Source organism: Paraburkholderia sp. GAS32, assembly GCF_050434225.1.
GTDB classification, from domain to species: domain Bacteria; phylum Pseudomonadota; class Gammaproteobacteria; order Burkholderiales; family Burkholderiaceae; genus Paraburkholderia; species Paraburkholderia madseniana.
Genome location: NZ_JBNPVS010000004.1, coordinates 73,215 through 96,081, shown reverse-complemented (window position 1 = coordinate 96,081; position 22,867 = coordinate 73,215). Strand labels below are relative to the sequence as shown.

The window sequence follows — 22,867 nt, the reverse complement described above, 5'->3', positions numbered from 1 at the left end:
GGTGTTCAACGTTCAATATTCATTGCAACAGCAGCAGCGAAGCGCCGCTGAACAGCGCGGCGAACAGCGCGACCCGGAACAGGCCAGGATGCCACGTGTACTGATAGAAACCAAACCTGGCCAACACCAGATCGAGGACGATAAACAGCAGCACACACCCCGCGAGAACCGGCAGCAGACCAGGCACGAGCAAGGAAAACAGATCAATTTCGCCCGGCATCGTCCGCTCCAGGCGACACGTGGTCAGGGGACGCCGACGCGAATCCGCCGCCCAGCTCCTTCATCAGGAGCGCCCACGAATCGAGGCGTTTAGCCTGGATCTGCGCGAGGCTCTCCTCCTGCTGCAATTGTTCGTTCTGCGCCGCCAGCACGTTCAGGAATTCGGTGATGCCGCTGCGGTAGCCCGTATCGGCGAGCCGGAAGGAGGCGCGCGCGGAATCGAGCGTGTTTTCAACCGATGCCTGCTGCTGCTCGAGCGAGCGCAGCGACACGACTTGCATCGCAACCGCCTGCATCGCATTCACCACACTCTGGTTGTACGCATCGACGGCGGCGTCGCGGGACGAGACGGCCACACCATAATTGCCGCGCCGGCGCCCACCGTCGAAGATCGGCAGCGAGATCGCCGCGCCCACGCCGTGACCCATGCCGTTGCTGTTCACGAAGTTGAAGAAGCCGCCGAACGGCGCCGCGGAGCCCAGCGACGCAGTCGCCAGCAGGTTGATGTCCGGATAAAAATCCGCGTGCGCGGCATCGATACCCTTATCCGCCGCGAGCACGCGCCAGCGCCCCGCCACCACATCCGGCCGGTGCCCGATCAGTTCGGCCGGCAGCGAGGTCGGCAACGCCACCGGCACATTCAGCGCCAGGCTCGGACGGCGCAGCGAGTCACCGTAGCCCGGCCCCTTTCCGGCCAGACCGGCGATGCTAATACGGGTCAACGCGAGTTGCTGCTCCGCCTGCTGCACCCTCGTTGTGCTCATCGCGAACTGGGTCGACGCCTGACTGACTTCGAGTCGGCTGCCGACACCCGCGCGCCAGCGGCGCGTTGCGATATCCAGCGTGCGCTGCTGTTCGTTCTGCACGGCATGGTAGACATCGAGCAAGGCGTATTGCAGTTCCAGTTGCACGTAACTGCGCACCACTGCGGTCTGCAATTCGATTTCCGCGAAGCGCGCGTCCGCGGCGACCGCGTGCACGTTGTCGAGCGCGCCTTCGCGGATCGCGCGCGACTTGCCCCACAGATCCAGGTCATAGGATAGGTCGACCGCGATGTTGTTGCTCCACACCGTCGTGCCGCCGGGCGGCGCCGGCGTCGTGTAGCGAGCGTAACGTCTGCGCTCGAACGTGCCACCGGCATTGAGTTGCGGCAACGCGTTGGCGCCGGCGATCTGCGCCTGGAATCTCGCCTCGTCGATGCGCGTTTCCACGGCGCGCAGGCCGGGGTTGCCGGCGGTGGCGTCCTGAACAAGCGTGTCCAGTTGCGGGTCGTTCCACTGGCGCCACCAGCCATCGGCCGGCCATTTCGCATCTTGCTGGGTGGCGCGCAATGCAGCGCCCGGGTCGAGCGTTGCCGGGTCGATCATCGACGCCTGCGTGTGGATACCGCCGCTGTTGATACATCCGCCCAACAGCCACGCACATGCGAGAGCGGCGGCCGCCGATCGACTCGTTGTGGACACGCCAAGGCAACGCACTTTCACGCCCGCTGCCCCGCTGTTTGCCATAGGGACAAGGTATTGTCCAGCAGCGCGAGCTCGGTGAAATGCAGCAGCGCCCGCATCCGGCATTGCGTGAGCATCGTCGCATCGACCGCGCTATTCTGCGCGAACGGCAGCGTATCCAGCGCCCTTCGCGTCGCGACCAGCGCGGCGTCGGGGGCCTGCGGCGTGACAGCGGCGAACACGTCGGCGAGCGCCGCCAGCCAGGCGGTCTGCGCGTCGAGCCATCCCGCCGGCAGTCTCTCTCCGAGTTGTTCGGTGTCCAGCCGCATCTGGATCATCGCGCGGCCGATCTCCAGCGCCGCGAACGCCCAGCCAATCAGGTGATTACGGCCCACTCGCGCATCGGCCGGTGCCGACGCGATCTGGATAATGAAATCACGCAGACTCAATTCGAACGTGTAGAGCAGATCGTCGAGCTCGTCGTCCCGCGCACTATCCGACACCAGTGTGCGAATCTGTTTCAGGTATTGAGCCGAGATCCAGTCGCCCGCGCGCGGCACGATGATCGAAAACGCGGCGGCCGCCGCGGCGATGCCGACCAGCAAGGCAAAGCCAGTGTCGAGGTAAGCGCTCGGGTTGTAGACGGTCGGATTCGATATGCCGACGATGAAGCAGAAATAGATGTTGAAACCAAGGCCGAGGATCGACGTTTTGGCAAACGTATTCACATAGCTGCCGATCATCACGAAAATCGCAATCGATGCGGCCAGCAAGGTGAAACCATCGACGCGCGGCAGCAGAAAAAAGTTAAACGCGAAACCCGCGAGCCAACCGGCGAGGCAACCACAGAATATCTGCCAGCTCGCAACAGCAGGATTGGGCACGAGCGCAAACAGCGCGCTCGTAATCGCCACCGCGACGATCGCGCTCGATCCGCCCACCCATCCCGACGCGAGCCATGCCGAGCCGACCAGCATCACAGCCACGCCCGCGCGCGTGCCGGCGATGAGCGCGGCCGTACGGTTGGCCGTAGCGCGAGTTCTACCGATGCGGCCGATGGCATGGATCACCGACTGCGACCACGGCAGCCGATCGACCGCGCGTGCATCGACATAGTTTCTGCAGTACAGGCGCAGATCGGCAATCGAAAAGAACAGCGCAGAGCCGGTGGTCGCAACGAACTGTCGTTGATGCGGCGACAGATCCGCGAGTGAGTGGATCAGCCGGCCCAGTTGCGCGGGCAGTGCCTGCTCGAAAGCATCGAGACGGCTCAACAGTGTCTCGACCTGGTCGACCGTGATCAGTTCGAGCTGCGCCTCGGCCGGAACGATCGCGAGCAGCGCGTCGATCAGTTCATCGACAGCCGCGATCGCACGCGGATCGGCCTCCACGGCGACGCGCGCCTTCAATTGATGCAAGGCATGAATCCACGCGACCGTGTCGAGGAAACTCCTGTCGAGATCGAGAAAGACATGGTTGAAGAGGCGTATCGACGGGTCCTCGAATACCGCCCCGCTACGCAAACTTTCTATCCCGGCGCGCTCGCGAATCAGGTCGAGAAACGTGTCGAAACCGACAACAGTCGTCGCGCGTCCAAGCATCTCATGCACTGCTTTCAACAGGTTCGTGAAGTTTCTGCGACTCGACGCGTAGAGCGCCGGCGTGACAGGCTGCGGAAACACCACCGCACTGACAAGACTTGCACACACCACGCCGATCACCACTTCACTCACGGTAAACACGACGTTATCGAAAACGCCGTAGGGATTGGACCAGGCCGGCATCGCCGTGATGGCCGTACCATAACCCGTCAGGACGAAGCCGTAGGATTGAAAATTGCGGTAGTACGATGCGCCGAATACGCACGCACCGATCCACGCAGCCAGCGCGATAAAGAACAGCAGCGGTTGCTGCGGAAACACCGCGATGATCAACAGGCCGGCCATACTGCCGAACACCATGCCGAGGCCGCGATAGAAACCGCGCGCAATCACCATGCCGCTTTGCTGGTGCATCATCACGATCACGACCGAAACCATGGCCGTGGCCGGCGTGCGGAGTTCCAGCCGCATGCACAGTCCCATCGCGAGGCTCACCGCGGCAGCCACCTTCACGATATGCACGAACCGCGGGCCGTCGTCCTTCCAGTACGTCTTCAACTCGTCTAGCCATCGCGGCGAGGCTGGGCTGTCCGTCAGCAAAGTCATAAGCTACTCGTCAGTTCTGCGTGCGGCCAGCGCAAGTGGGGCCGTGCCAGTTCGACGATCTCATCGCCGCTTCCGTGGCGATCGCCCGCATTCAATCCGCCTAAGCTATTGGAGTGCCGCAAAAATGTCCTGAAATGGATCTGAAAACATCTGAAGGACACGCACTGACGGGCACGGGGAGAGCCGCGCCGCGGGGATCAAACGAGCACGGGTGAATGCCGCCTAGCCGCGCTCTCTGAATTTTGCGCTCGGCGGCGCTTCGAAAGCGCCTCCCACTGCAGGCGCGGCGACCGGACCGTTGGTGCCAGCAGCGGCCTGCTCGCTGGCCGCTGCCGCGATCCGCAGCAAATCGACAGCGGCTGTGAAGTCGTCCCAGTCGAGACCTTCGGTGATGATCGAGCAGGCCGACTTCAGGAGCTGCGCGGCCTCCACGCTTCGGCCTTGCGCGTGCCAAAGCCGGCCGAGGCTGGTCGCGGCCCGCAATTGCAGCGAGCGGCAGCCTTGCATCAGCGATTCCTCCAGCGCCGCGACCAGGCACGCTTGCGCATCCCTTGCCACCGCGTTGGACGGGGACGCGCCCGTCTGCTCCATCAGCAGCAGTTCGCCGTAGATGCGCCTGAGTTCGCTGGCATACCAATGGTCACCCGTTTCGTCACACTGAAGCAGCGCGTGCACTACGGCGGCAATGCCCTCTTCCCGCTGACCGGAGCGTCCGAGCGCGTAGCTGTACTGTCCGGTGAGCATGGCGCGCGGCGCACCGAACTCGAGCGACTCCAGATCGTCCAGCGCCGCGCGGAAAGCCTGCATACGCTCGGGTGACACGTCGTCCATCGAGCGCAGGTACTCATCGAAACAGCGGCAGCACGCTTGCACCACGCTCAAACCCGCGCGCGCCGACACCTCCTTCAGCAACCCGATCGCGTAGGCTGCCCGGTCCCGCTTGTCCGACAACAGCGCCAGCGGGACGAGCGCCTCGAGCAGCACATAACTCGTGACCATCGCCTGCTGCTGATCGCAAGCAGCGACCACGCTATCCTCTGCAAGCCGCAGCGCCTGATCGCGGAAACCTTGCAGCCACAGCACGCGCGCGAGCGTCGCGCAGCCGACGATCCGTTGATCCACGGACTGGCCCAGCGGCAGGCGCTGATACGGGCCGTCGCTTTGCCGCAGGAATTGTTCGAGCGACGCCCGGGCCTGCCGTTGATCGCCTGCGTAATGCGACGCGATGCCGAGCAACCTGCTGCCGAGCACCGCACAGCCCGTGTCGCCCACCTCGGAAGCGAGCAACGCGAAGCGCCCGGCGAACGCCAGCGCATTGCGCGCCGCACCGGACGATTGACTCGCGTTCCACATGCCCCACAATGCGCGGGCTTCAAACGCAGGGTCCCCAAGCGCAATCGCCGAGGCGAGAACCTCGGACCAGATGCCGAAGGTTTCCTGATTCGGTCCGTTGACGTAGACAAGGGCCGCCCCAAGCGCCGCCTTCAGTTGCATGCGCACACGGAGGTGGCGGGTCGAGCGCGAGCCATGATGCGTCGCAGCGACGCTATCGAGGGCTCGCCGCGCCCATGCGCAGCACTCGTCGACCAGCGAAAGTTCATAGAACAGGAACACGACTTTCACGGCCAGCGCTTCACCCAGCGCTTCGTCGCCCTTCGGCGACAGGGCCCAACCCAGCGCGATGCGCAAGTCGTCGAGCAGCGCGTGCATCTGATGATGCCAGCCGTCAGCGAAGGCGCGCGCGGAGTCCGCGCGGCTCAACGCTTCGCGCTCCAGCAGCGCAACGAAGTAACGCGCGTGATGGAGCGTGACGACGCGTTGCTCGCCGTTATCCTCGAGCTTCTGCATCGCGTACGCACGTGTGGTTTCCAGCAGGCGATAACTCGCCCCGCCGCACGCCATGCACCTCACCAGCAACGATTTTTCAACCAGCCCCGACACCGCCTCGATCACCTCGAGTTCCCGCAATGCGCCGTCGCTCACGACGGCGATCGCCGCGTCCATCGTGAAGTGGCTCGCGAAAATGCCCAGCCGGCGCAACGTCGTGCGCTCGGCATCGTCGAGCAATGCGTGGCTCCAGTCGAGCGTCGCCTTCAAGGTCTGGTGGCGCGGCAACGCGGTGCGATTGCCGCCGGTCAGCATGTTGAAACGGTCGTCGAGATGGCTGGCCAGTGTCGCGATACCGAGTATCGCCGCGCGCGCCGCTGCCAGTTCGATCGCCAACGGTATGCCGTCGAGCCGGCGGCATACCATGCCGGTCAGCTGAATGCTTCTTTCGTCCGATGAGAAGCGCGCATCGATCGCGCGGGCGCGTGACAGGAATAACTCGACCGCGCTGCATTGCAGGACATGCTGACTTTGCTCGTCCTGGGCGGGCACCTGCAGCGAAGCGACCCAATACAGGTGTTCGTCCTCGACGCGCAGCGCCTCCCGGCTGGTTGCGAGCACGCGCACCGCGGGACCGGCGCTCAGGAGCGTCTCGGCAAGCTCGGCGGCGTGGCCGAGCACATGCTCGCAGTTGTCGAGCACGAACAGCGCAGTGCGCTCGCGGAACTCCTTGCCGATACGCGCGAGCGTGAGCGGCCCGCTCGCCGGATTCACGCCGATGCTGGTCGCGAACGCCGCGAGGACGCTGCCCGCATCCGAAGCCGAGGCGAGCGCGACCAGATAGACGCCGTCTGGAAAGCGCCCCAGCGAACCGCGCGCGACTTCCACGGCGAGCCGGGTCTTGCCGATGCCGCCCGAGCCGACGAGCGTCACGTGACGGGCCGACGCGAGCGCCAGCGAAACATCGTCCAGCGCCCGGTCCCGTCCGATCAGCGCCGACAAATTGACAGGCAGGTTGTGAGGGACACGCGTGCCTTGCATGACGTCGTCGAGCGGGTCGTCATCTTCAGCGTTGCCGGAGGCAGCCGTCGATGAAACTCTCGGAACCAGCCGGTAGCCTCGTCCGGATACGGTCTGTATCAGTCCGCGGCTTTCGCCCAGCATCTTGCGCAGCGCGGACATATGAACCTGAAGATTGTTCTCTTCAACGATCGCGTTCGGCCAGACCTGTTTGAGCATCTCGTTCTTCGACACCAGCCCGCCGTTGGCGGCGATCAGCACGGCCAGCATGTCGAATGCGCGGCTCCCGAGGCGCACAGGCTGCCCGTCGAGAAACACTTCCCGACGCTCAACGTCTACCTGAAGCGGGCCAATGTGAATCATTACCTGAGCATCCCAAACACAGCGGATAAAGGAACAACCGGGGGAAGACCGAGGGGAGAACTGAGGAGAGAACACTCAGCGGCGGATCCCCCGGAGTCTAGAGCAGCGACGAATTCGCATGCGCGGAAAAATCCGAACATACAGTTCAAAAAATTTGTACTAAGCGCATCCGGCCTGAACGCGCGCGGCATCGCAAGCGGCCGTTGCGCGCGCGCCCGACCTGCCCTTGGCACGCTCAGCAGGCGCGGCCGCCGGGCGCCGTCGCCTAGCCAGACCAGGGTAATCTTTGTATGATCCGTCCGAACATCCTGGGTACCGAACACACCATGCCGAGAAAAGTACCAACGGTCGACGCAGCGTCGAAGAGCGAGGCGCATGAGAACGAGAAGGGCATCACGCGCCGCCTTGCCCCCGAAGTGCGTGAGCGCCAGATCGTGCTGAAGGCCGTCGACCACTTCGCCACGCACGGATTCTCCGGCAGCACCCGCGAACTCGCGCGCCAACTCGGCGTGACACAACCGCTTCTCTACCGTTACTTTCCGAGCAAGGAAGCATTGATCGACCGCGTCTACGAAGAGGTCTATCAATGGGACACGAGTTGGGAATGCCTGATCAAAGACCGCTCCGTGCCGATCCAGGAACGGATGGTCAGGTTCTACTCGGCGTACGCCGGCGTGATCCTGCGGCGCGAATGGATCCGGATTTTCATCTTCGCCGGCTTGACGCGCGAAGGCATCAACTCCAAATATCTGTCGCGGCTGCGCGAACGCGTGTTCCTGCCCGTCATGGCGGAAATCCGCTCGGCTTATGATCTCCCGGCATCGACCAGCACGAAGCAGCGCGACATCGACCTGGAGCTGATCTGGAGCCTGCACGCCAGCATCTTCTATCTCGGCGTGCGGAAATGGATCTACGGGCTGCCGGTCAGCGACAACGTTGAAGACCACATCGCGCGCCAGGTCGACGCCTTCCTCAATGGCGTGCCTGAAGCGCTCAAGCACGCGCCGAAAGCTTCCAGCAAAACCAAAGCCTGACGCTGGCCGGCACCACAGCCGGCCACTTGCTTCATCGCCCATTGCGCAACGCTCCTTTGCGTTTTCCAGCGAATTTTCCAGGGTAAACACCGTCGTCACGCCGCTTTCTCCAGGCGATGAATTCGCCTACTATTTATCTATCGATCACTAATCGATCGATAAATAGCATAGTAGGAGTTCCTTATGCCCGTGTCAAAACTTGCGCACTACTCGATCCGCACGATGGATCTCGAGAAATCCTGTCGTTTCTACGAGCGGATTCTCGGCTTCAAGCGGGGCTACCGCCCGCCTTTCGATTTTCCGGGCGCATGGCTTTATAAGGGCGGTGATGAGGCCGACTTCGGCACCGTCCACATCATTGGCGTCGATCCGGACAATCCCGCCGGGCTCACCGCCTATCTCGGCGACAAGGCACTGCCCGCCAGCGGGACCGGCACGGTCGACCACATCGCGTTTCTCGCGACGGGTGTCGAAGACATGTGGAAAACCTTGCAAGCGGAAGGCGTCGCCTGGCGCGATCGCACGGTACCGAGCCTCGGTCTGCACCAGGTGTTTATCGAGGACCCATCAGGCGTGACCATCGAACTGAATTTCCCCGCCGAAGAACTCACCGGTCTGGCCGCCCCCCATCCGGCCGGCGATCGGGCACCCATCATCGTAGGAGAGTAAGCATGGCCAATCCTTCCGCACGTTTAAAGGCGATCATCGTCGGTGGCTCGCTGGGCGGCCTGTTTGCGGCCAATCTGCTGGTGCGCAACGGCTGGGATGTCGACATCTTCGAGCGCGTTCCTGAAGAACTGGCCGGCCGCGGCGCCGGCATCGTCACCCATCCCGAGTTATTCGACGCCATGACTGCCGCGGGAATCGCAATCGACGACTCGATCGGCGTCAAAGTGCAGTCGCGCGTGACCTTCGCGCAGAGCGGCGCGGTGCTGTCCGAGCGCGAACTGCCGCAGACCCTGACTGCGTGGGGCAAGATGTATCACGTGCTGCGCGCCGCGCTCCCGGATGTCCACTACCATGCCGGCGGCACGGTCGTATCCGTGGAAGACGGAGCCGATCAGGCAAGCGTGTCGCTCAGTGACGGCACGGTATGGCGCGCGGACCTTGTCATTGCGGCGGACGGTTTCAAGTCGGCGATTCGCGAGCGGTTCCTGCCCGACGTGAAGCTTCAGTATGCCGGCTATGTCGCATGGCGCGGCCTGGTCGACGAAACGTCGCTGTCGCGAGCCACGCGCGAAGCGCTGTTCGACAAGTTTGCCTTCTGCCTGCCGCCGCGCGAACAGATTCTCGGCTATCCGGTTGCCGGCCAGGGCAACAGCACGACCCCGGGTGAACGCCGCTACAACTTCGTCTGGTATCGCGCGACGAGCGAAGACGTCCAGTTGCCCAACCTGCTGACCGATGAATCCGGCAAGCGCTGGGTGGGCGGCATTCCGCCAACGCTGATTCGCCGCGAGGTGCTCGCCGACATGGAAGAAGCGGCGCTCACGCTGCTCGCGCCGCAATTCGGCGAGGTGGTGACCAAATCGACGCAACCACTCTTTCAACCCATCTTCGACCTCGAAGTGCCGCACATGGCTTTCGGCCGGGTGGCCTTGCTGGGTGACGCGGCGTTCGTCGCGCGGCCGCACTGCGGCATGGGCGTCACCAAGGCAGCGAGCGACGCGATGGCGCTCGTCAGCGCATTGAAGAGCTACGCAGACGTTCAGGAAGCACTTGCGGAGTACAGCCGCGTGCGCACGCAAGTCGGCGCGGCCATCGTCCAGCACGCACGCCATCTCGGCGCTTACATGCAGGCGCAATTGAAAAACGAGGTCGACCGTGAAATGGCCGAGCGCTATCGCACGCCCGATGCGGTGATGCGCGAGACCGCGGTGCCCGCACGCTTTTAAATGTTCGTTGTGCTTGCGGCGGGTTCAATCAACTGTCGCAGCACCGATAAGAAGCCGTTTCGAAAGGAGACAAAGTGGAACATAGCGCCCCAACCTATCCGATGAGCGCGCAGCCCGTCGTCAGCGACCCGCCGCCCCCCGCACATCCGCTGCTCGACGATCCGCGTTTTCGCGCACTCGTGCGAGCGCGACGCACCTTCTCGTGGACGCTCACGATCCTGATGCTGGCTGTGTACTTTGCCTTCATTCTCACGCTTGCGTTCGCACCGGCGCTGCTCGGCCGGCCAATCGTCGACGGCTATCCGGCAACGTGGGGGATTCCGGTCGGCTTCGGCATGTTCGTCTTTACGTTCGTACTGGTCGCGGTGTATGTCGCGCGCGCCAATACCGCCCAGGACCGCGCCGTGAATGAAATCCGGCAAGGAGCACGGCAATGAAACGCAATCCTCTATGGCATGGCCGGTTGTTGAGCGCGGCACTGATCGGTGCCCTCACCGCCCTGCCCGCCTTCGCCGCCGAAACCGCAGCACCGGCGCGCTCGCACAATCCGATCGCGATCGGCATGTTCCTGCTGTTCGTCGCCTCGACGCTCTTCATCACCCGCTGGGCGGCAAAAAAGAACCATAGCGTTTCCGACCACTATGCGGCCGGTGGCAAGATCACGGCCCTCCAGAACGGCTGGGCGATCGCCGGCGACTATATGTCCGCCGCTTCGCTGCTCGGCATTTCCGCGCTGGTTTTCACAAGCGGTTATGACGGTCTGATCTATTCGATCGGCTTTCTCGCCAGTTGGCCCATCATTCTCTTTCTGATTGCCGAGCCACTGCGCAATCTCGGGCGCTATACGCTGGCCGACGTGGTGTCCTATCGACTGCAGCAGCGGCCGATCCGCGCCTTCGCCGCCTCGAGCTCGATCGTCATCGTGCTGCTCTATCTCGTGTCCCAGATGGTCGGCGCCGGCAAGCTCGTCGAATTGCTGTTCGGTTTCAACTATACGATCGCGGTCGTCATGGTCGGCGTACTGATGGTGGTGTACGTGTTTTTCGGCGGCATGCTCGCCACGACATGGATTCAGATCATCAAGGCAGCCTTGCTGCTGGCGGGCGCCGCCTTCATGGCGCTCATGGTGCTCAGCCACTTCGGCTTCAGTCTGAATGCCCTCTTCGCGCAGGCGATCCTCGCCCATCCGAAGCATGCCGCGATCATGCGGCCGGGCGGCCTCGTGTCGGACCCGGTTTCCGCCGTCTCGCTCGGCCTGGCGTTGATCTTCGGCACGGCCGGATTGCCGCACATCCTGATGCGCTTTTTCACGGTCGGCGACGCGAAGGCCGCCAGAAAAAGCATTCTGTACGCGACGGGCATTGTCGGCATCGGCTACGCCCTGATCATCATCATCGGCTTCGGCACGATTGCGCTGGTCGCGACCGATCCGCACTATCACACGACCTCCGGCGCGGTGATCGGCGGCGTGAATATGGTGGCCATCCATCTCGCGCATGCAGTAGGCGGCAACGTGTTTCTCGGCTTCATCTGCGCGGTCGCCTTCTCGACAATTCTCGCCGTCGTCGCGGGTCTGACGCTCGCCGGTTCCTCGGCGGTCTCGCATGATCTGTACGCGAATGTGATTCGCCGCGGTGCCGCCACGGACCGCGAAGAACTGCACGTGTCGCGGATCACCACGCTTGTGCTCGGCGTGCTCGCGATTCTGCTGGGCATTGCCTTCGAGAAGCAGAACATCGCGTTCATCGTCAGCCTGACTTTCTCGATTGCGGCCAGCTCAAACTTTCCGGTGTTGCTTCTTTCGATTTACTGGCGCGGCCTGACCACGCGAGGCGCGGTGCTCGGCGGCTCGCTCGGGTTGATCACGGCGGTGACCTTGACGATTCTTAGCCCGACAGTCTGGGTGCAGGTGCTTGGACACGCACATGCGATCTACCCGTACGAATACCCGGCACTCTTCTCGATGATCGTTGCCTTCGCCGGTGTGTTCTTTTTCTCGATCACCGACCGCTCGCCGCGTGGCGCGCACGAACGTGCGCTGTACGGCAACCAGCTCGTCGACTGCGAGCTCGGCATGGTGAAACAAGGGTAATGCTAAAAGCAGACAAAGGAGACCGATTCATGGATTGTATGTGTTGTGTTTCGCCGAAACGCCGCAAGCTGCTCGGGACGATGGCCGCGCTTGCCGGCGGCCTCGCATCGGCACTGCCGGCGTCAGCCACGGCCACCGGGCCCGCCGCCGGCAGCGTGGCGACCGCAGGCGCAGCGGGCACCGTCAGATCGATCGACATTCACGCTCACTACTACCCGGAGAGCTACTGCGACCTGGTAGGCGGCGAGGGACAGAAGTTCGGCGGCAAGTTCACCCGCGACGCCAGCAGCTTCAGCTTCCTGACACCGGCCGGCGGACTGGGACCGCTGCCGCTCAAGTTCATCAAGATCGACGAGCGGCTCGCGGACATGGATGCGTCCGGGGTCGACATGCAGGCGCTTTCATTGAGCGTGCCGATGGCCTACTGGGCCGACCGGTCCTTCAATGCCAAGCTTGCGACGACGTGGAACGCAGCGGCATCCGGCGTCCATCTGCAGCATCCGACTCGCTTCGTGGTGCTGGCAACACTGCCGATGCTCAATCCGCACGACGCGATCGACGAGCTCGAACGCGCGTCTGAGTTGCCGGGTGTCCGCGGGGTCTACATGGGGACCAACATCAACAACCGGGATCTTGACGATCCCTTGTTCGAACCGGTCTTCGCACGCATCGAGCAACTGGATCTGCCGGTGTTTCTGCATCCGCAGCAGACGGTTGGCGGCTCGCGGCTGGGCGACTTCTATCTGAGCAACCTGCTGGGCAACCCGTTCGACACCGCGATCGCCGGTTCGCACCTGATACTCGGCGGTGTGATGGACCGTCATCCGAAGTTGCGCATTACCTTGCCGCACGCCGGTGGCGCGTTGCCGATCCTGATGGGACGCATCGACGCGGGCTGGACGGTACGTCCGGAAACACGGCGGCTGGCGCAAAAGCCGAGCAGCTACCTGCGCCGTTTCAGCTATGACACGGTCTCGCATTCCGGACCGGTGCTGGACTTTCTGATTCAGAACATCGGCATCGACAGACTGGTACTCGGCAGCGACTATTGCTTCGATATGGGTTATGAGCAGCCGGTCAGGTTCCTGGATCGTCTTGAATTGCCGCCGGAGCAAAAGAATCTGATTCTTGGCGGCAATGCGGCACAACTGCTGAAGATCTGACGCGCATCGCCTTCCACTGCCATGGAGGGCGCACGCCTGATCCGGCGGTCCGGCGTTCCGGCGGTCCGGCGTTCCGGCGCTTCCGTAGAAATCCTCCCAACCCCTGCTCCCCCCTATACGCGCGGATGAACGGCGTGAATGCATTGATGAGTGCGGCACCAGTATGTAGGGATGGCGCGATCTCGTTGCTGATCGTATTGTCTTCACATCAGGCAAGACGTGTTGCCCAGTTCAACCGGATCCAGGCGTCAAGGAGTCAGTGGCTATGGACAGGCTTTTCAGCATGCGCGTATTTTCCCGGGTCGCGGAGACCGGCAACTTCAGCGTGGTTGCCAAACATATGGAATGCAGTGCCGGCAATATTTCTCGCGCGGTGGGGTCGCTCGAGGAGCATCTTCATACACGGTTGCTGCAACGAACGACTCGCCACGTCTCGCTTACCGAGTGCGGCGAGCGGTACTACCGCCGCTGCAAGAAGATCCTGGCCGATCTCGACGACGCGGAAGCCGAGGCCAGCGACGCTCACACGCTGCCGCGCGGCAGATTGAGAGTTCACGCCGTGCCCGACATTGGTCTGACGCAGTTGACGTCCACCATCGTCGAATACCGGCAGGCCTTCCCGGCTGTCTCCGTCGATCTGAAACTGCTGCCACGCATGGCGAATCTGGTCGAGGACGAGTTCGATGTGTCGATCGTGTCGGCCTCGGCCCTGCCGGACTCTCGCAATGTGAGCAAGCTCATAGGACGCTGCGAGCGCACGCTGGTCGCGGCTCCGGACTATCTCGCACGGCATCCCATTGCCACGGTGAACGACCTGCCTCACCACACGCTCATGCACACCAGTTCGAGCTTCGATCCGCCCTCCGGATGGCTTGCTGAGATTGCCGGACATGCCACTGCCGGCGCGGAGCTAGCCGGTCAATTCGTGGTCAACAACATGCAGGCGCTCAGAGTCGCGCTGCTCGCGGGCGCCGGGGTCGGCGCGGTACCCACTTATTCGGTGGTGGAGGATATTAAAGAGGGAAAACTCGTTCAGCTATTTCCCGAGTACCCGCTGCAAACAATCAACGTTTTTGTCATGTATCCGTCCCGTCGATTCGTCGACGCGAAGATAAAGACGTTCGTTGAATTCCTGACCGTGTCGTTAAAGGAAAAACTCGATCTGCGGATTGAGAATCTGGCGGCCGTCGATGCATCTGATCACTCATCCGAGCAACCCCAAGCAGAGCTGCAAGCCTGATCCTCGCCGCCATCGAAAGCAAGTTGAAGGAAATAAATCATCTGATCGCCGACCCGCCGAACCTGAACGAAAATTAATAAATGACGCCGGCATTTCCGAGATAATCGCGCTGCAATGCTGATTATCACCCTCTCCAGCTTTTGGCAAAGCGAACTGGCGCGACTGTAGCGCGACGAACGGAGGTGACGGATCATGTTTAACGGTGCGGAAACGGCCACCGCCACGGTAGCGCGGCAGAAGGACTCGCTCGGTTGTCTTTCGAATCAGTTGCACAAGGACCTGGAACTCAACACGGGTGAATTCACGTTTTATCGCAAATGCAGACGCCAGGAGAAAACCAGTGAAGTTGCAACCCCGGCTTCGGATCGCGGCTTCCTGATCGGCGTTTCGCTGGCGGCGGGCCATCGCAGGCGGATTTTTTCAGGAAACCGGTCTGCGTCGCAGGACTTCGAAAAAGATTCGGTCTACATACGTAATTTCGAAGAAGACTACCGGGCCGACTTGCATGGCGTTTTCGATTTCGTGCTGGTGGAGCTGTCGCGCGCTTTTATCGCCAACGCCTGCTATGAGCGAAACGGCGCGGCCATCGAGGGCTTCTCGTCGCCGGCGGGCCGCAAAGACCCGATTTTCGGCCACCTCGCGCAAGTATTGGCGCTGACACTCGATAGCCAGAGCGAGGCAAGCCCACTCTTCGTCGAGCAACTGGGCGTGACGATCGGAACCCATCTGCTCGACCAGTATGGCAATGCGCCGGCCCCGTCAAACAGGAAAAGCCCGCGGCTCTCGAACCTGCACGAAGCGCGCGCCAAAGACATGCTGCTCGCGAAGACGCAGGGCAACGTTTCGCTGGGTGAGATCGCGAGCGCCTGCAACCTGTCGCGCAGCTACTTCATCCGGGCGTTTCGCGAAACCACGCATCGCACACCGCATCAATGGCTGCTGGAGCAGCGCATCGATCGCGCGCGCGAGTTGCTCAGGCATTCCGACTCGTCCCTGTCGGACATCGCCATCGCATGCGGTTTCTCCGATCAAAGCCACTTCACGCGAACCTTCTCGCAACTGGTCGGCACACCGCCGGGCACGTGGCGCAGACAGTCCGGAATCTGAACCCGCCACCGGCTCTTCGCGGCTTGATCAGAAGGTAGCTCGACCGGGCGAGCGTCACCCCGGCTGCGCCCGTAGACTTTCCTACAAAGCATCGCACTAACATGCAAGACACATAAGTCATGGCGCGGTACTTTCGAGCGTGCCAAGCTCCGGCGCCCGCGACTGCCTCCCCCGCGCCGCCGGCACGCAAGTCTTCCGTGACTCGCTCACTGCTCCTGAACCTGAAAAAGTCATGATCGAATTAGGCCACTTTCAGATCGATCTCGAGATGCGCACGCTGCAGCGGAACGGCGAAGCCGTTCCGCTCGGGTCCCGCGCTTTCGACATCCTTGCCGCCGTGGCTTCCGCCGATGGTCGTCTCGTCACGAAAGACGAGTTGATGAATATCGTCTGGCCGGACACCATCGTCGAAGAAAACAACATTCAGGTCCATCTGTCCGCACTGCGCAAAGTACTCGGTCAGGACCGGGATCTGATTCTCACCGTGCCCGGGCGCGGGTATCAGCTTCGCCAGCGCCGGAGAAACGCCCTGTCCGACGAAGCCGGCGTACGGGCATCCGGCATACGGGCATCCGGCTCGCAGGCGTTGCGTGCTAGCCGTCTGCCGCCGCCTAAATCCCGCCTGCTGGGGCGCGACCTCGCGGTCAGGCAAATCCGTGCGCTGCTGGAACAGACACCTGTGTTGACGCTGGTGGGCGCCGGCGGCATTGGCAAAACGAGCGTCGCTGTCGAAGCAGCACACCATAGCTCGGCGGACTTTGAGGAGCCCGTCTGTTTTGTCGAACTGGCCCAGTTGACCACCGAGGAGGCCGTGCTCCGCGCCATCGTGGAGCGCTGCGGGCTGTCCGTGCCCGATCCGCAAGTCGGTGTCGAGCAGGTGGTGGCGGCTCTGGCCCGGCAGCGCAGATTGCTTGTACTCGATAACGCGGAGCATGTGATCGGCATCATGGCGCACATCGTCGAAGCACTGGCTGCCGGCAACGATGCGCTCCGGGTGCTCGTCACGAGCAGAGAACCGCTGCGCATCATGCCCGAGACGGTGTTTCGGGTTGAACCACTGGATGTGCCGCCGCCTCACTCCACCGATGCGGACATCCTGCGGTGTTCGGCGGTAAATCTGTTTCTGCGGCACGCCAATTCATTGCAAGGGAAAGTGGGCAGCGACAGCACGGAACTCCAGCTCGTCGGCGAGATTTGCCGTCGGCTTGACGGCATTCCGCTGGCGATCGAGCTCGCGGCGGCGCGCGTCGTCGCGCTCGGCGTGGAAGGCGTGCATCGCCGGCTGGACGATCGCATGGCGATTCTGGCGGGCGGCTACCGGACCGCGCTGCCGCGCCATCAGACCCTGCGGGCAACGTTCGACTGGAGCTTCGCGATACTCGATCAGAACGCCCGGTCGCTGTTCCGGCGTCTCGCGGTATTCGGCGACGCCTTTACGTTCGAGGCGATGTGCGCGGTCGTGTGCGATGAGGCGTACACGGTGGCGAACGCGATCGGCAGCATTGGCGAGCTGGTCGCAAAATCGCTTGTCGGCGTTGAATTCGAAGGTCCAGTGGCGAGGTACCGCCTGTCCGAATCGACCCGTGCGTATGCGATGGCGAAGCTCCAGGCGGAGGGCGAGCAGGACGACATCGCCGCGCGACATGCGCGCTATCTTCCTGCTACGCGGCAGTCGGCAGCGTGAAAACAAAAATCGTCCCGCGGGGGTAGCCGGGACCGGCGGTCAGCGTCCCGCCATGCGCTTCAATGATGGATTTGCAGATGGCAAGTCCCATGCCCATGCCGGTTTTCTTTGTCGTAAAGAAGGCGTCGAAAATACGCGCCCCGATCTCCTCGCTGATCCCGCTGCCATTGTCCTGCACGGACACGACCACCGATCCCCGATCACCGACGCGGGATGTGATGCTCAGCAAGCGCTGCTTCGCGTCGAGATGACTCATCGCATCCGCGGCGTTCATGACGAGATTGAACAGAACCTGCTGCAATTGCACCCGGTCGGCCATCACTGAGCGGCCAGCCGCCAGATCGAGGCGCACGGCGAGACTGCGCTGCTCGACTTCCGCGGCCGCGAGTTCGAACACTTCACGAACCACACCGTCGACCAGGGTGGGAACGAAGCTCGGCTTCGCTTCCTTCGCCAGAGACTGCAACGCCCGGATGATGTCGCCGGCTCGTTTGCCGTCTTTCACGATATCGCGCAAGCCTCCTAGCGCTTCCGGAATGTCGGGCACGGGACGGTTGAGCCAGCGTACCCCCGCGCTCGCATTCGACACGATCGACGCCAGCGGCTGATTGATTTCGTGTGCGATGGAAGCAGCCAGCTCGCCCATCGTGGTCGCCCGCGACGCTTTCGCCAGCTCGATCTTGGCGTTCTGCAACGCCAGTTCGGTCGTGTGCCGATCCGTGAAATCCGTGACGACGCCAACAAAGTTGCTGACACCCGACGGCTCGCCAAGCACCTCGAGATATTTGACGGCGCCGTCTGGCGTCACGATCCGATACTTCTGCCGGAACGGCGTGCGGTTGTGCGCGGCTCGCGTGACAGCCTCCTGGTAGAGGCCGACGTCTTCCGGATGAATCCGTTCGAGGACCGCCTGGGTGCTCGGGCTCCCCGCCTCGATCGGCAGGCCGAACACGTTATAAAGCTCTTTCGACCAGTAGCGCTCGCCCGTCAACGTGTTCCAGATATAGCTTCCCGAACGACTGATCCGTTGCCCAAGAGCGAGCGCCTCCTCACTCATGCGCAACGCCATTTCCGTTTCCTGGCGCCGCTTGTTTTCCTCCACGAGTTCGGCGTACAGACGGGCTGTTTCAAGTGAAATAGCGGCTTGCGAGGCCAGCATTTCCAGGACCGACGTGCGGCTCGCCGTGAACACGCCCGCGGTCAGGTTGTTCTCCAGATAGAGCACGCCAACGACGTTACCCTGTTTGACCAGCGGCAAACAGCACACGGAACGAACGGAACGGTTCGACAAGGAAACGTCGAATGAGAACCGCGGATCGCCTTGCGCGTCTTCCACAACGACCGGCTTGCGGGTGCGCAATGCCGTGTGCAACACCGAAGCCGGCACCTCCTCACGCGTCAACGTGTATTCACCCAGCTTCACCTGAACGCCACCTGGCTCGTCCCGCCCAATCGCCTCGACGACCGGCACGTTACCCTTCAACAGGATCAGCATCCCGCTTTGCGCACCGGCGTGAACGATGGCGAGCGAGACGAGTGTGTGGATGAGCTTGTCCAGTACGATTTCCTCGGACAGCGCCTGCGACGACTTCAATGCGGACACGAGGTCGAACTGCTGCTGCGCATCGGGGATTTCGACCGAAGGCCGCGATGTCACCAGCCGTTCGAGCGAAAGCTCGGCAGGAGGCTGGGCGCGTTCGAGCTGCCTGACTTTGGCCAGCGCGCCCCAACGCGTATAACTATCGATCGCGCGACGGCTGTGATGGCGTGCCGCGCTGAACAGACCGTTCGCCTCGGAGCATCCCGACGCGAGTTCGTGAGCCAGCGCGTTGCCGTGGTTGAAGCCGTTTTCCGAGGCCGCCTCGGCAGCCTGCTCGTACAACGACAGCGCCACGAGCGGCGAGCCGCCGAGCCGCGCCACTTCAGCCTCGACTAACAGGAGCTTGTCCCTGAACGTGGACGGATTGAGCTGAGCCCAATTGCGCAGCTTCGCCAGATGCGGCTCGATTGCAGCCACTGCGGCGCCCGCTTCCTCGCCACCGGACAGCTTCGCTAGAGTCAGCGCCGTGTAGAAGTGATAGTCCAGCAGATGAATGTGCGCGGGGGTCGCCCACTTCAGTTCGCCGGCTTCGGTGAGGCAATACCGCGCGTTCTGATAGTCGCCGTGAAAATAACAGGAGACACCCTTCAGCAGCCAGATCCAGAAGCGCAGCGTCGCCATCTGGGTATTGAGCACGCCGGCATCGAAGCTCATTTTGCCGTCCACCACGACGCCGAAATTGCCCGGCAGCCCAGGACCGCCCGTCAAACTGTGGACGAAGCGCTTCTGCAGTTCGAGGATCCCTTCAACGTCCTTGAAACGCACACGTCTTGCGAATGACAGCCCAAGGTCGATTTCCTTGTCGACCTGCTCAAGTGGCGCCCCAAGAATCAGCAGGTCCGACACGATGTGATTGCACGCGTAGCAGCTCATCGTCAGATCGCCGCTCGGGCCAGCCGACTCGAATGCGGCGCGTGCGCATTCCAGCACATACGAAAGGGGTTGGGTCCAGACCGCGACCTGATCGAGCGCAACCAGCGTGCTGGTGGCCACCGCGTGATAGCCGCGCTCCTCAACCAGCGTTCTTGCCAGGCGGGAGAATTCGAACCCTTGTGCGTACTCGCCGAAAAATTCCGCGACGTACACACCGAACCACGCGAGGCAATGCGTCGAGGCCGCGGTGATACCGTGGTCAATGGTCAGCTGCACCATATGGCACAGGTTGAGAAAGCCAAGCCTTTCGTTCACGAACGATGAAGGCGCGTAGATACTCACCAGCAGATTCAATTCTGATTCGATTGCCGCGTTGCGCAAAGGCGGCAGATCGGCGATCGAGGCGAGGGTTCGCCCTCCAAGCGATTGATTGAGCCGGCGGTAAGCCGCCTCGACATCCGCGGCTTCCGGATAACGCGGCAGATACGTACCGAACAGCTTGATCCCTTCGAGGGCGGTATCGACAGCCGCTTCATAGTCCGACAGATGCTGCTGCATGTCGGCTTTCAGCTTGTACACCGACGCGCGCGCAATGACCGACAGGTTCTGGTCCAGCAGTTTTTCGATCTGGGTGCCGGCGGCCTCGAAATTCGCCTCCAGAATGTGGCATTGCACCCGCAGAATACCGATCTCGTAGCCGAGCGATTGCGAATAGTCTTCTCCACTGGCGTCGAGCAGCGTCTGCCCGACGTCCAGATAGTTCAGCGCGGACTGGATAGCAATCGCTTCTTTGGCGTGACGGGCAGCCTGCAGACAGATTCTGCTGAAGACCGTCGTCTCGTGCGCGTCCAGTTCGCACAAAGCCCCGGCTGCCTGAGCGCGTTCGATATGGTGAGCAATGTCGAACGCCGGCCTCTGCAAGTCGCCGATGTCGAAATCTTCCAGCAGGATGCGCGCGATCCGGGCATGTTCGGCACCGCGCTCCTCCTCGGCAATCAGCGCGTATGCTGCCTCCTGGACCCGGTCGTGCGCAAAGGCGAATCCCGTCCGGTCCGACACCGTCAGACCCGCCTCTACCGCGGGATGCAGGCGGCGCTCCAATTCCACGCCGCCGTCAGGATCGATCCGCGCCAGGGTCGCCCTGTCGAGGCGCCGCCCCATTGACGCCAGCAGCCTGAGGACGGTCTGCGCCTCTGCTGGCAGCCTCGTCAAACGCGCAACCATCAGGTCAACGACGTTATCGGAGGACTCGTATTCGCCAATCCGATCGATATCCCATGTCCAGCGGCCGGCCATGCCGTCGTAACAGATCAACTGGTTGTCGGCCAGAGCGAGCAGCAGTTGTTTAATGAAAAAAGGATTGCCGCCCGTCTTCTCCTGAACGACCGACGCCAACGGATAAACGTGCGCGGAGCCGCAATGCAGCGCGTCTGCCAGCAAGGCCGCGACATTCGCGGTATCGAGCGGCGTCACGTCGATCGTGGAGATGCGTGCGCTTGCACTCGGCAACGAATTCAGGAAAGCCTTGAACCTGGGCGACCGGTCGACTTCATTGACGCGATATGCGCAGATCAGCAGCACATGCCGGTCCTCGACCGTCGTCAGGAAACACGCGATGAAATTCAAGGTTGCATCGTCGAACCAGTGAACGTCGTCGAAAAAAAGGATCAGCGGGTGCGCCTCGGTCGCGAAGACGGACAGCAGCCGAGTGATCAGCGCCTGGAAACGGAGCTGCGCTTCCACGGGCGGCAAGTCCGGCACCTCCGGCTGCACGCCGAGCACCAGTTCCAGTTCGGGGATGTAACTGACGAGAAGTTTGCCTTGCGTGCCGACAGCTTCGCGCAGCACGTCCCGCCAGTTGTCCAGCTCGCCATCGCTCTCGCCCAGAATACGCTGGAACAGCGAGCGTATCGCCTGCATCAGTGGCGCGTACGGCGCGTTCTGGCCGTACTGCTCGAACTTTCCCGAGGCGAACAGCGTGGCTGTCTGCGCGGTCGCGCGGTGCACGCTGCGCACGAGTTCGGATTTGCCCGCACCCGAGTATCCGGACACGAAAATCAGTTCCGCCATCGCCTGCCGCGCGTTGCGCCCGAACGCATCGAGCAGCGTATTGTATTCATACGCGCGGCCAAACAGACGATGCGTGACGGCGAGGTTTCTGACGTTGTCCTCCGCGGCGGGTTCGAACGGAACGATATGCTGCATCTCGTTCCAGTCAGCGAGACAACGGCGCAAATCGGCCTCGAGACTCGAGGCGCTTTGATAGCGTTCCGCTGGGTTTTTGGCCAGCAGTTTCAGGACGATCGAGCCCAGCACAGCGGGAAAGGATCGACGGTGTTGCCGCGGGTTGGCGGGCTTACGCGCCACGTGGTTATAGACCCATTCGACCGCATCCGCCGCCTCGAAGGGCAATTGCCCGGTGAGCAGCTCATATAACGTTACGCCGAGCGAGTACAGATCGCTTCGCTCGTCGGCATGCCCTTCCGCCCGCCGCGCCTGCTCCGGCGACATATAGGCCAGCGTGCCGTACAAGGTGTCTGGTGATTCGGTCAGCGGATCGCCGACAAGGCTGAAAGCGTCGCGAAAACCCAATAACCGGATCGTGCCATCACTGCATTCCAGCAGATTGGACGGCTTGAGGTCGCGATGCAGGACACCGCGTGCGTGCGCGAGACGCAGCGCGCGCGCGGCGCCGACCGCAATGCGCAGGAAACGGCCGACCGCAATCAGCCCGTTGGCGGGTGGCAGAACCAGCGTGCCGCCGTTGTCTTCGTACACCAACACCGGCCCCCGCGACAGCCGCACGAGTGCGACCGGCCGCACGGCCCATGTCGACTCGAGCTTGTCGGCCGGTGCGAATTCCTGCTGCAAGCGCCGCGATACCGCGTCCGAGGGCAGATCGGTCGGCACCGCGATCAGCCACGACCGCGCGCCTTCCTGCCACCCCGCGCGATAACGCACGATGTTTCCGTCGACCATTAGTGCCTCGAGCGCAAGCCGGTCAAACCACGCCTGGTCAAAATGCACGCTTACACCAGAGTCCGGCGACGATCCACGAACGCCCTCGACGATTGCCGCTGTACTCAATTCTTCTCTCC

At 62.6% G+C, this 22,867-nt stretch carries 13 protein-coding genes and 1 pseudogene; 9 read left to right on the top strand and 5 right to left on the bottom strand.

From position 1 onward, the window contains the following. Positions 1-19 precede the first annotated feature (19 nt). The 4 genes from P3T25_RS06285 to P3T25_RS06270 form a co-directional block, all read right to left on the bottom strand. The gene (locus P3T25_RS06285) at positions 20-220 is read right to left on the bottom strand and encodes a DUF1656 domain-containing protein (RefSeq protein ID WP_408516544.1); all 201 of its coding nucleotides are present in this window, start codon (positions 218-220) and stop codon (positions 20-22) included. Next, a complete protein-coding gene (locus P3T25_RS06280) occupies positions 204-1,727 on the bottom strand; it encodes an efflux transporter outer membrane subunit (protein ID WP_408516543.1) in 1,524 nt (507 codons plus the stop codon). Before P3T25_RS06280 ends, P3T25_RS06285 begins: the two co-directional genes overlap by 17 nt. Continuing rightward, a complete protein-coding gene (locus tag P3T25_RS06275) occupies positions 1,700-3,871 on the bottom strand; it encodes an FUSC family protein (protein ID WP_429357714.1) in 2,172 nt (723 codons plus the stop codon). Before P3T25_RS06275 ends, P3T25_RS06280 begins: the two co-directional genes overlap by 28 nt. A 222-nt stretch (positions 3,872-4,093) precedes the next feature. Next, complete coding sequence (locus P3T25_RS06270; RefSeq protein ID WP_429357713.1) at positions 4,094-7,081, bottom strand: winged helix-turn-helix domain-containing protein; 2,988 nt, start codon at positions 7,079-7,081, stop codon at positions 4,094-4,096. Between the two features lie 326 nt (positions 7,082-7,407). Here P3T25_RS06270 and P3T25_RS06265 point away from each other — a divergent pair, with 326 nt between their 5' ends. The 9 genes and pseudogenes from P3T25_RS06265 to P3T25_RS06225 all read left to right on the top strand — a co-directional run. After that, on the top strand, positions 7,408-8,115 hold the full coding sequence (locus tag P3T25_RS06265; protein ID WP_154558240.1) for a TetR/AcrR family transcriptional regulator: 708 nt from the start codon (positions 7,408-7,410) through the stop codon (positions 8,113-8,115). A gap of 183 nt (positions 8,116-8,298) precedes the next feature. Further along, the gene (locus P3T25_RS06260) at positions 8,299-8,784 is read left to right on the top strand and encodes a VOC family protein (RefSeq protein ID WP_408516540.1); all 486 of its coding nucleotides are present in this window, start codon (positions 8,299-8,301) and stop codon (positions 8,782-8,784) included. Positions 8,785-8,786: 2 nt separating this feature from the next. After that, entirely contained in the window at positions 8,787-10,010 is a 1,224-nt protein-coding gene (locus tag P3T25_RS06255) for an FAD binding domain-containing protein (protein ID WP_429357712.1), read from the top strand. A gap of 74 nt (positions 10,011-10,084) precedes the next feature. Then, positions 10,085-10,447, top strand: a complete 363-nt coding sequence (locus tag P3T25_RS06250; protein ID WP_408381927.1) for a DUF485 domain-containing protein — start codon at positions 10,085-10,087, stop codon at positions 10,445-10,447. After that, positions 10,444-12,102 (top strand): cation/acetate symporter ActP, encoded by a 1,659-nt coding sequence (actP, locus tag P3T25_RS06245; protein WP_171925559.1) that lies wholly within the window; start codon positions 10,444-10,446, stop codon positions 12,100-12,102. Before P3T25_RS06250 ends, actP begins: the two co-directional genes overlap by 4 nt. A 29-nt stretch (positions 12,103-12,131) precedes the next feature. Further along, on the top strand, positions 12,132-13,265 hold the full coding sequence (locus P3T25_RS06240; protein ID WP_408516537.1) for an amidohydrolase family protein: 1,134 nt from the start codon (positions 12,132-12,134) through the stop codon (positions 13,263-13,265). Between the two features lie 265 nt (positions 13,266-13,530). After that, on the top strand, positions 13,531-14,505 hold the full coding sequence (locus P3T25_RS06235) for a LysR family transcriptional regulator (protein ID WP_408516536.1): 975 nt from the start codon (positions 13,531-13,533) through the stop codon (positions 14,503-14,505). A 192-nt stretch (positions 14,506-14,697) separates the two neighbouring features. Continuing rightward, positions 14,698-15,612 carry a helix-turn-helix domain-containing protein gene (locus P3T25_RS06230; protein ID WP_429357711.1) on the top strand — a complete coding sequence of 305 codons (915 nt, stop codon included), beginning with the start codon at positions 14,698-14,700 and terminating at the stop codon, positions 15,610-15,612. A 232-nt stretch (positions 15,613-15,844) separates the two neighbouring features. Continuing rightward, positions 15,845-17,269: pseudogene (locus P3T25_RS06225) on the top strand (ATP-binding protein); the annotation flags it as partial. A 4-nt stretch (positions 17,270-17,273) separates the two neighbouring features. Here the strand turns inward: P3T25_RS06225 and P3T25_RS06220 are convergent. Then, on the bottom strand, positions 17,274-22,856 hold the full coding sequence (locus P3T25_RS06220; protein ID WP_429357710.1) for an AAA family ATPase: 5,583 nt from the start codon (positions 22,854-22,856) through the stop codon (positions 17,274-17,276). Between the last annotated feature and the right edge of the window lie 11 nt (positions 22,857-22,867).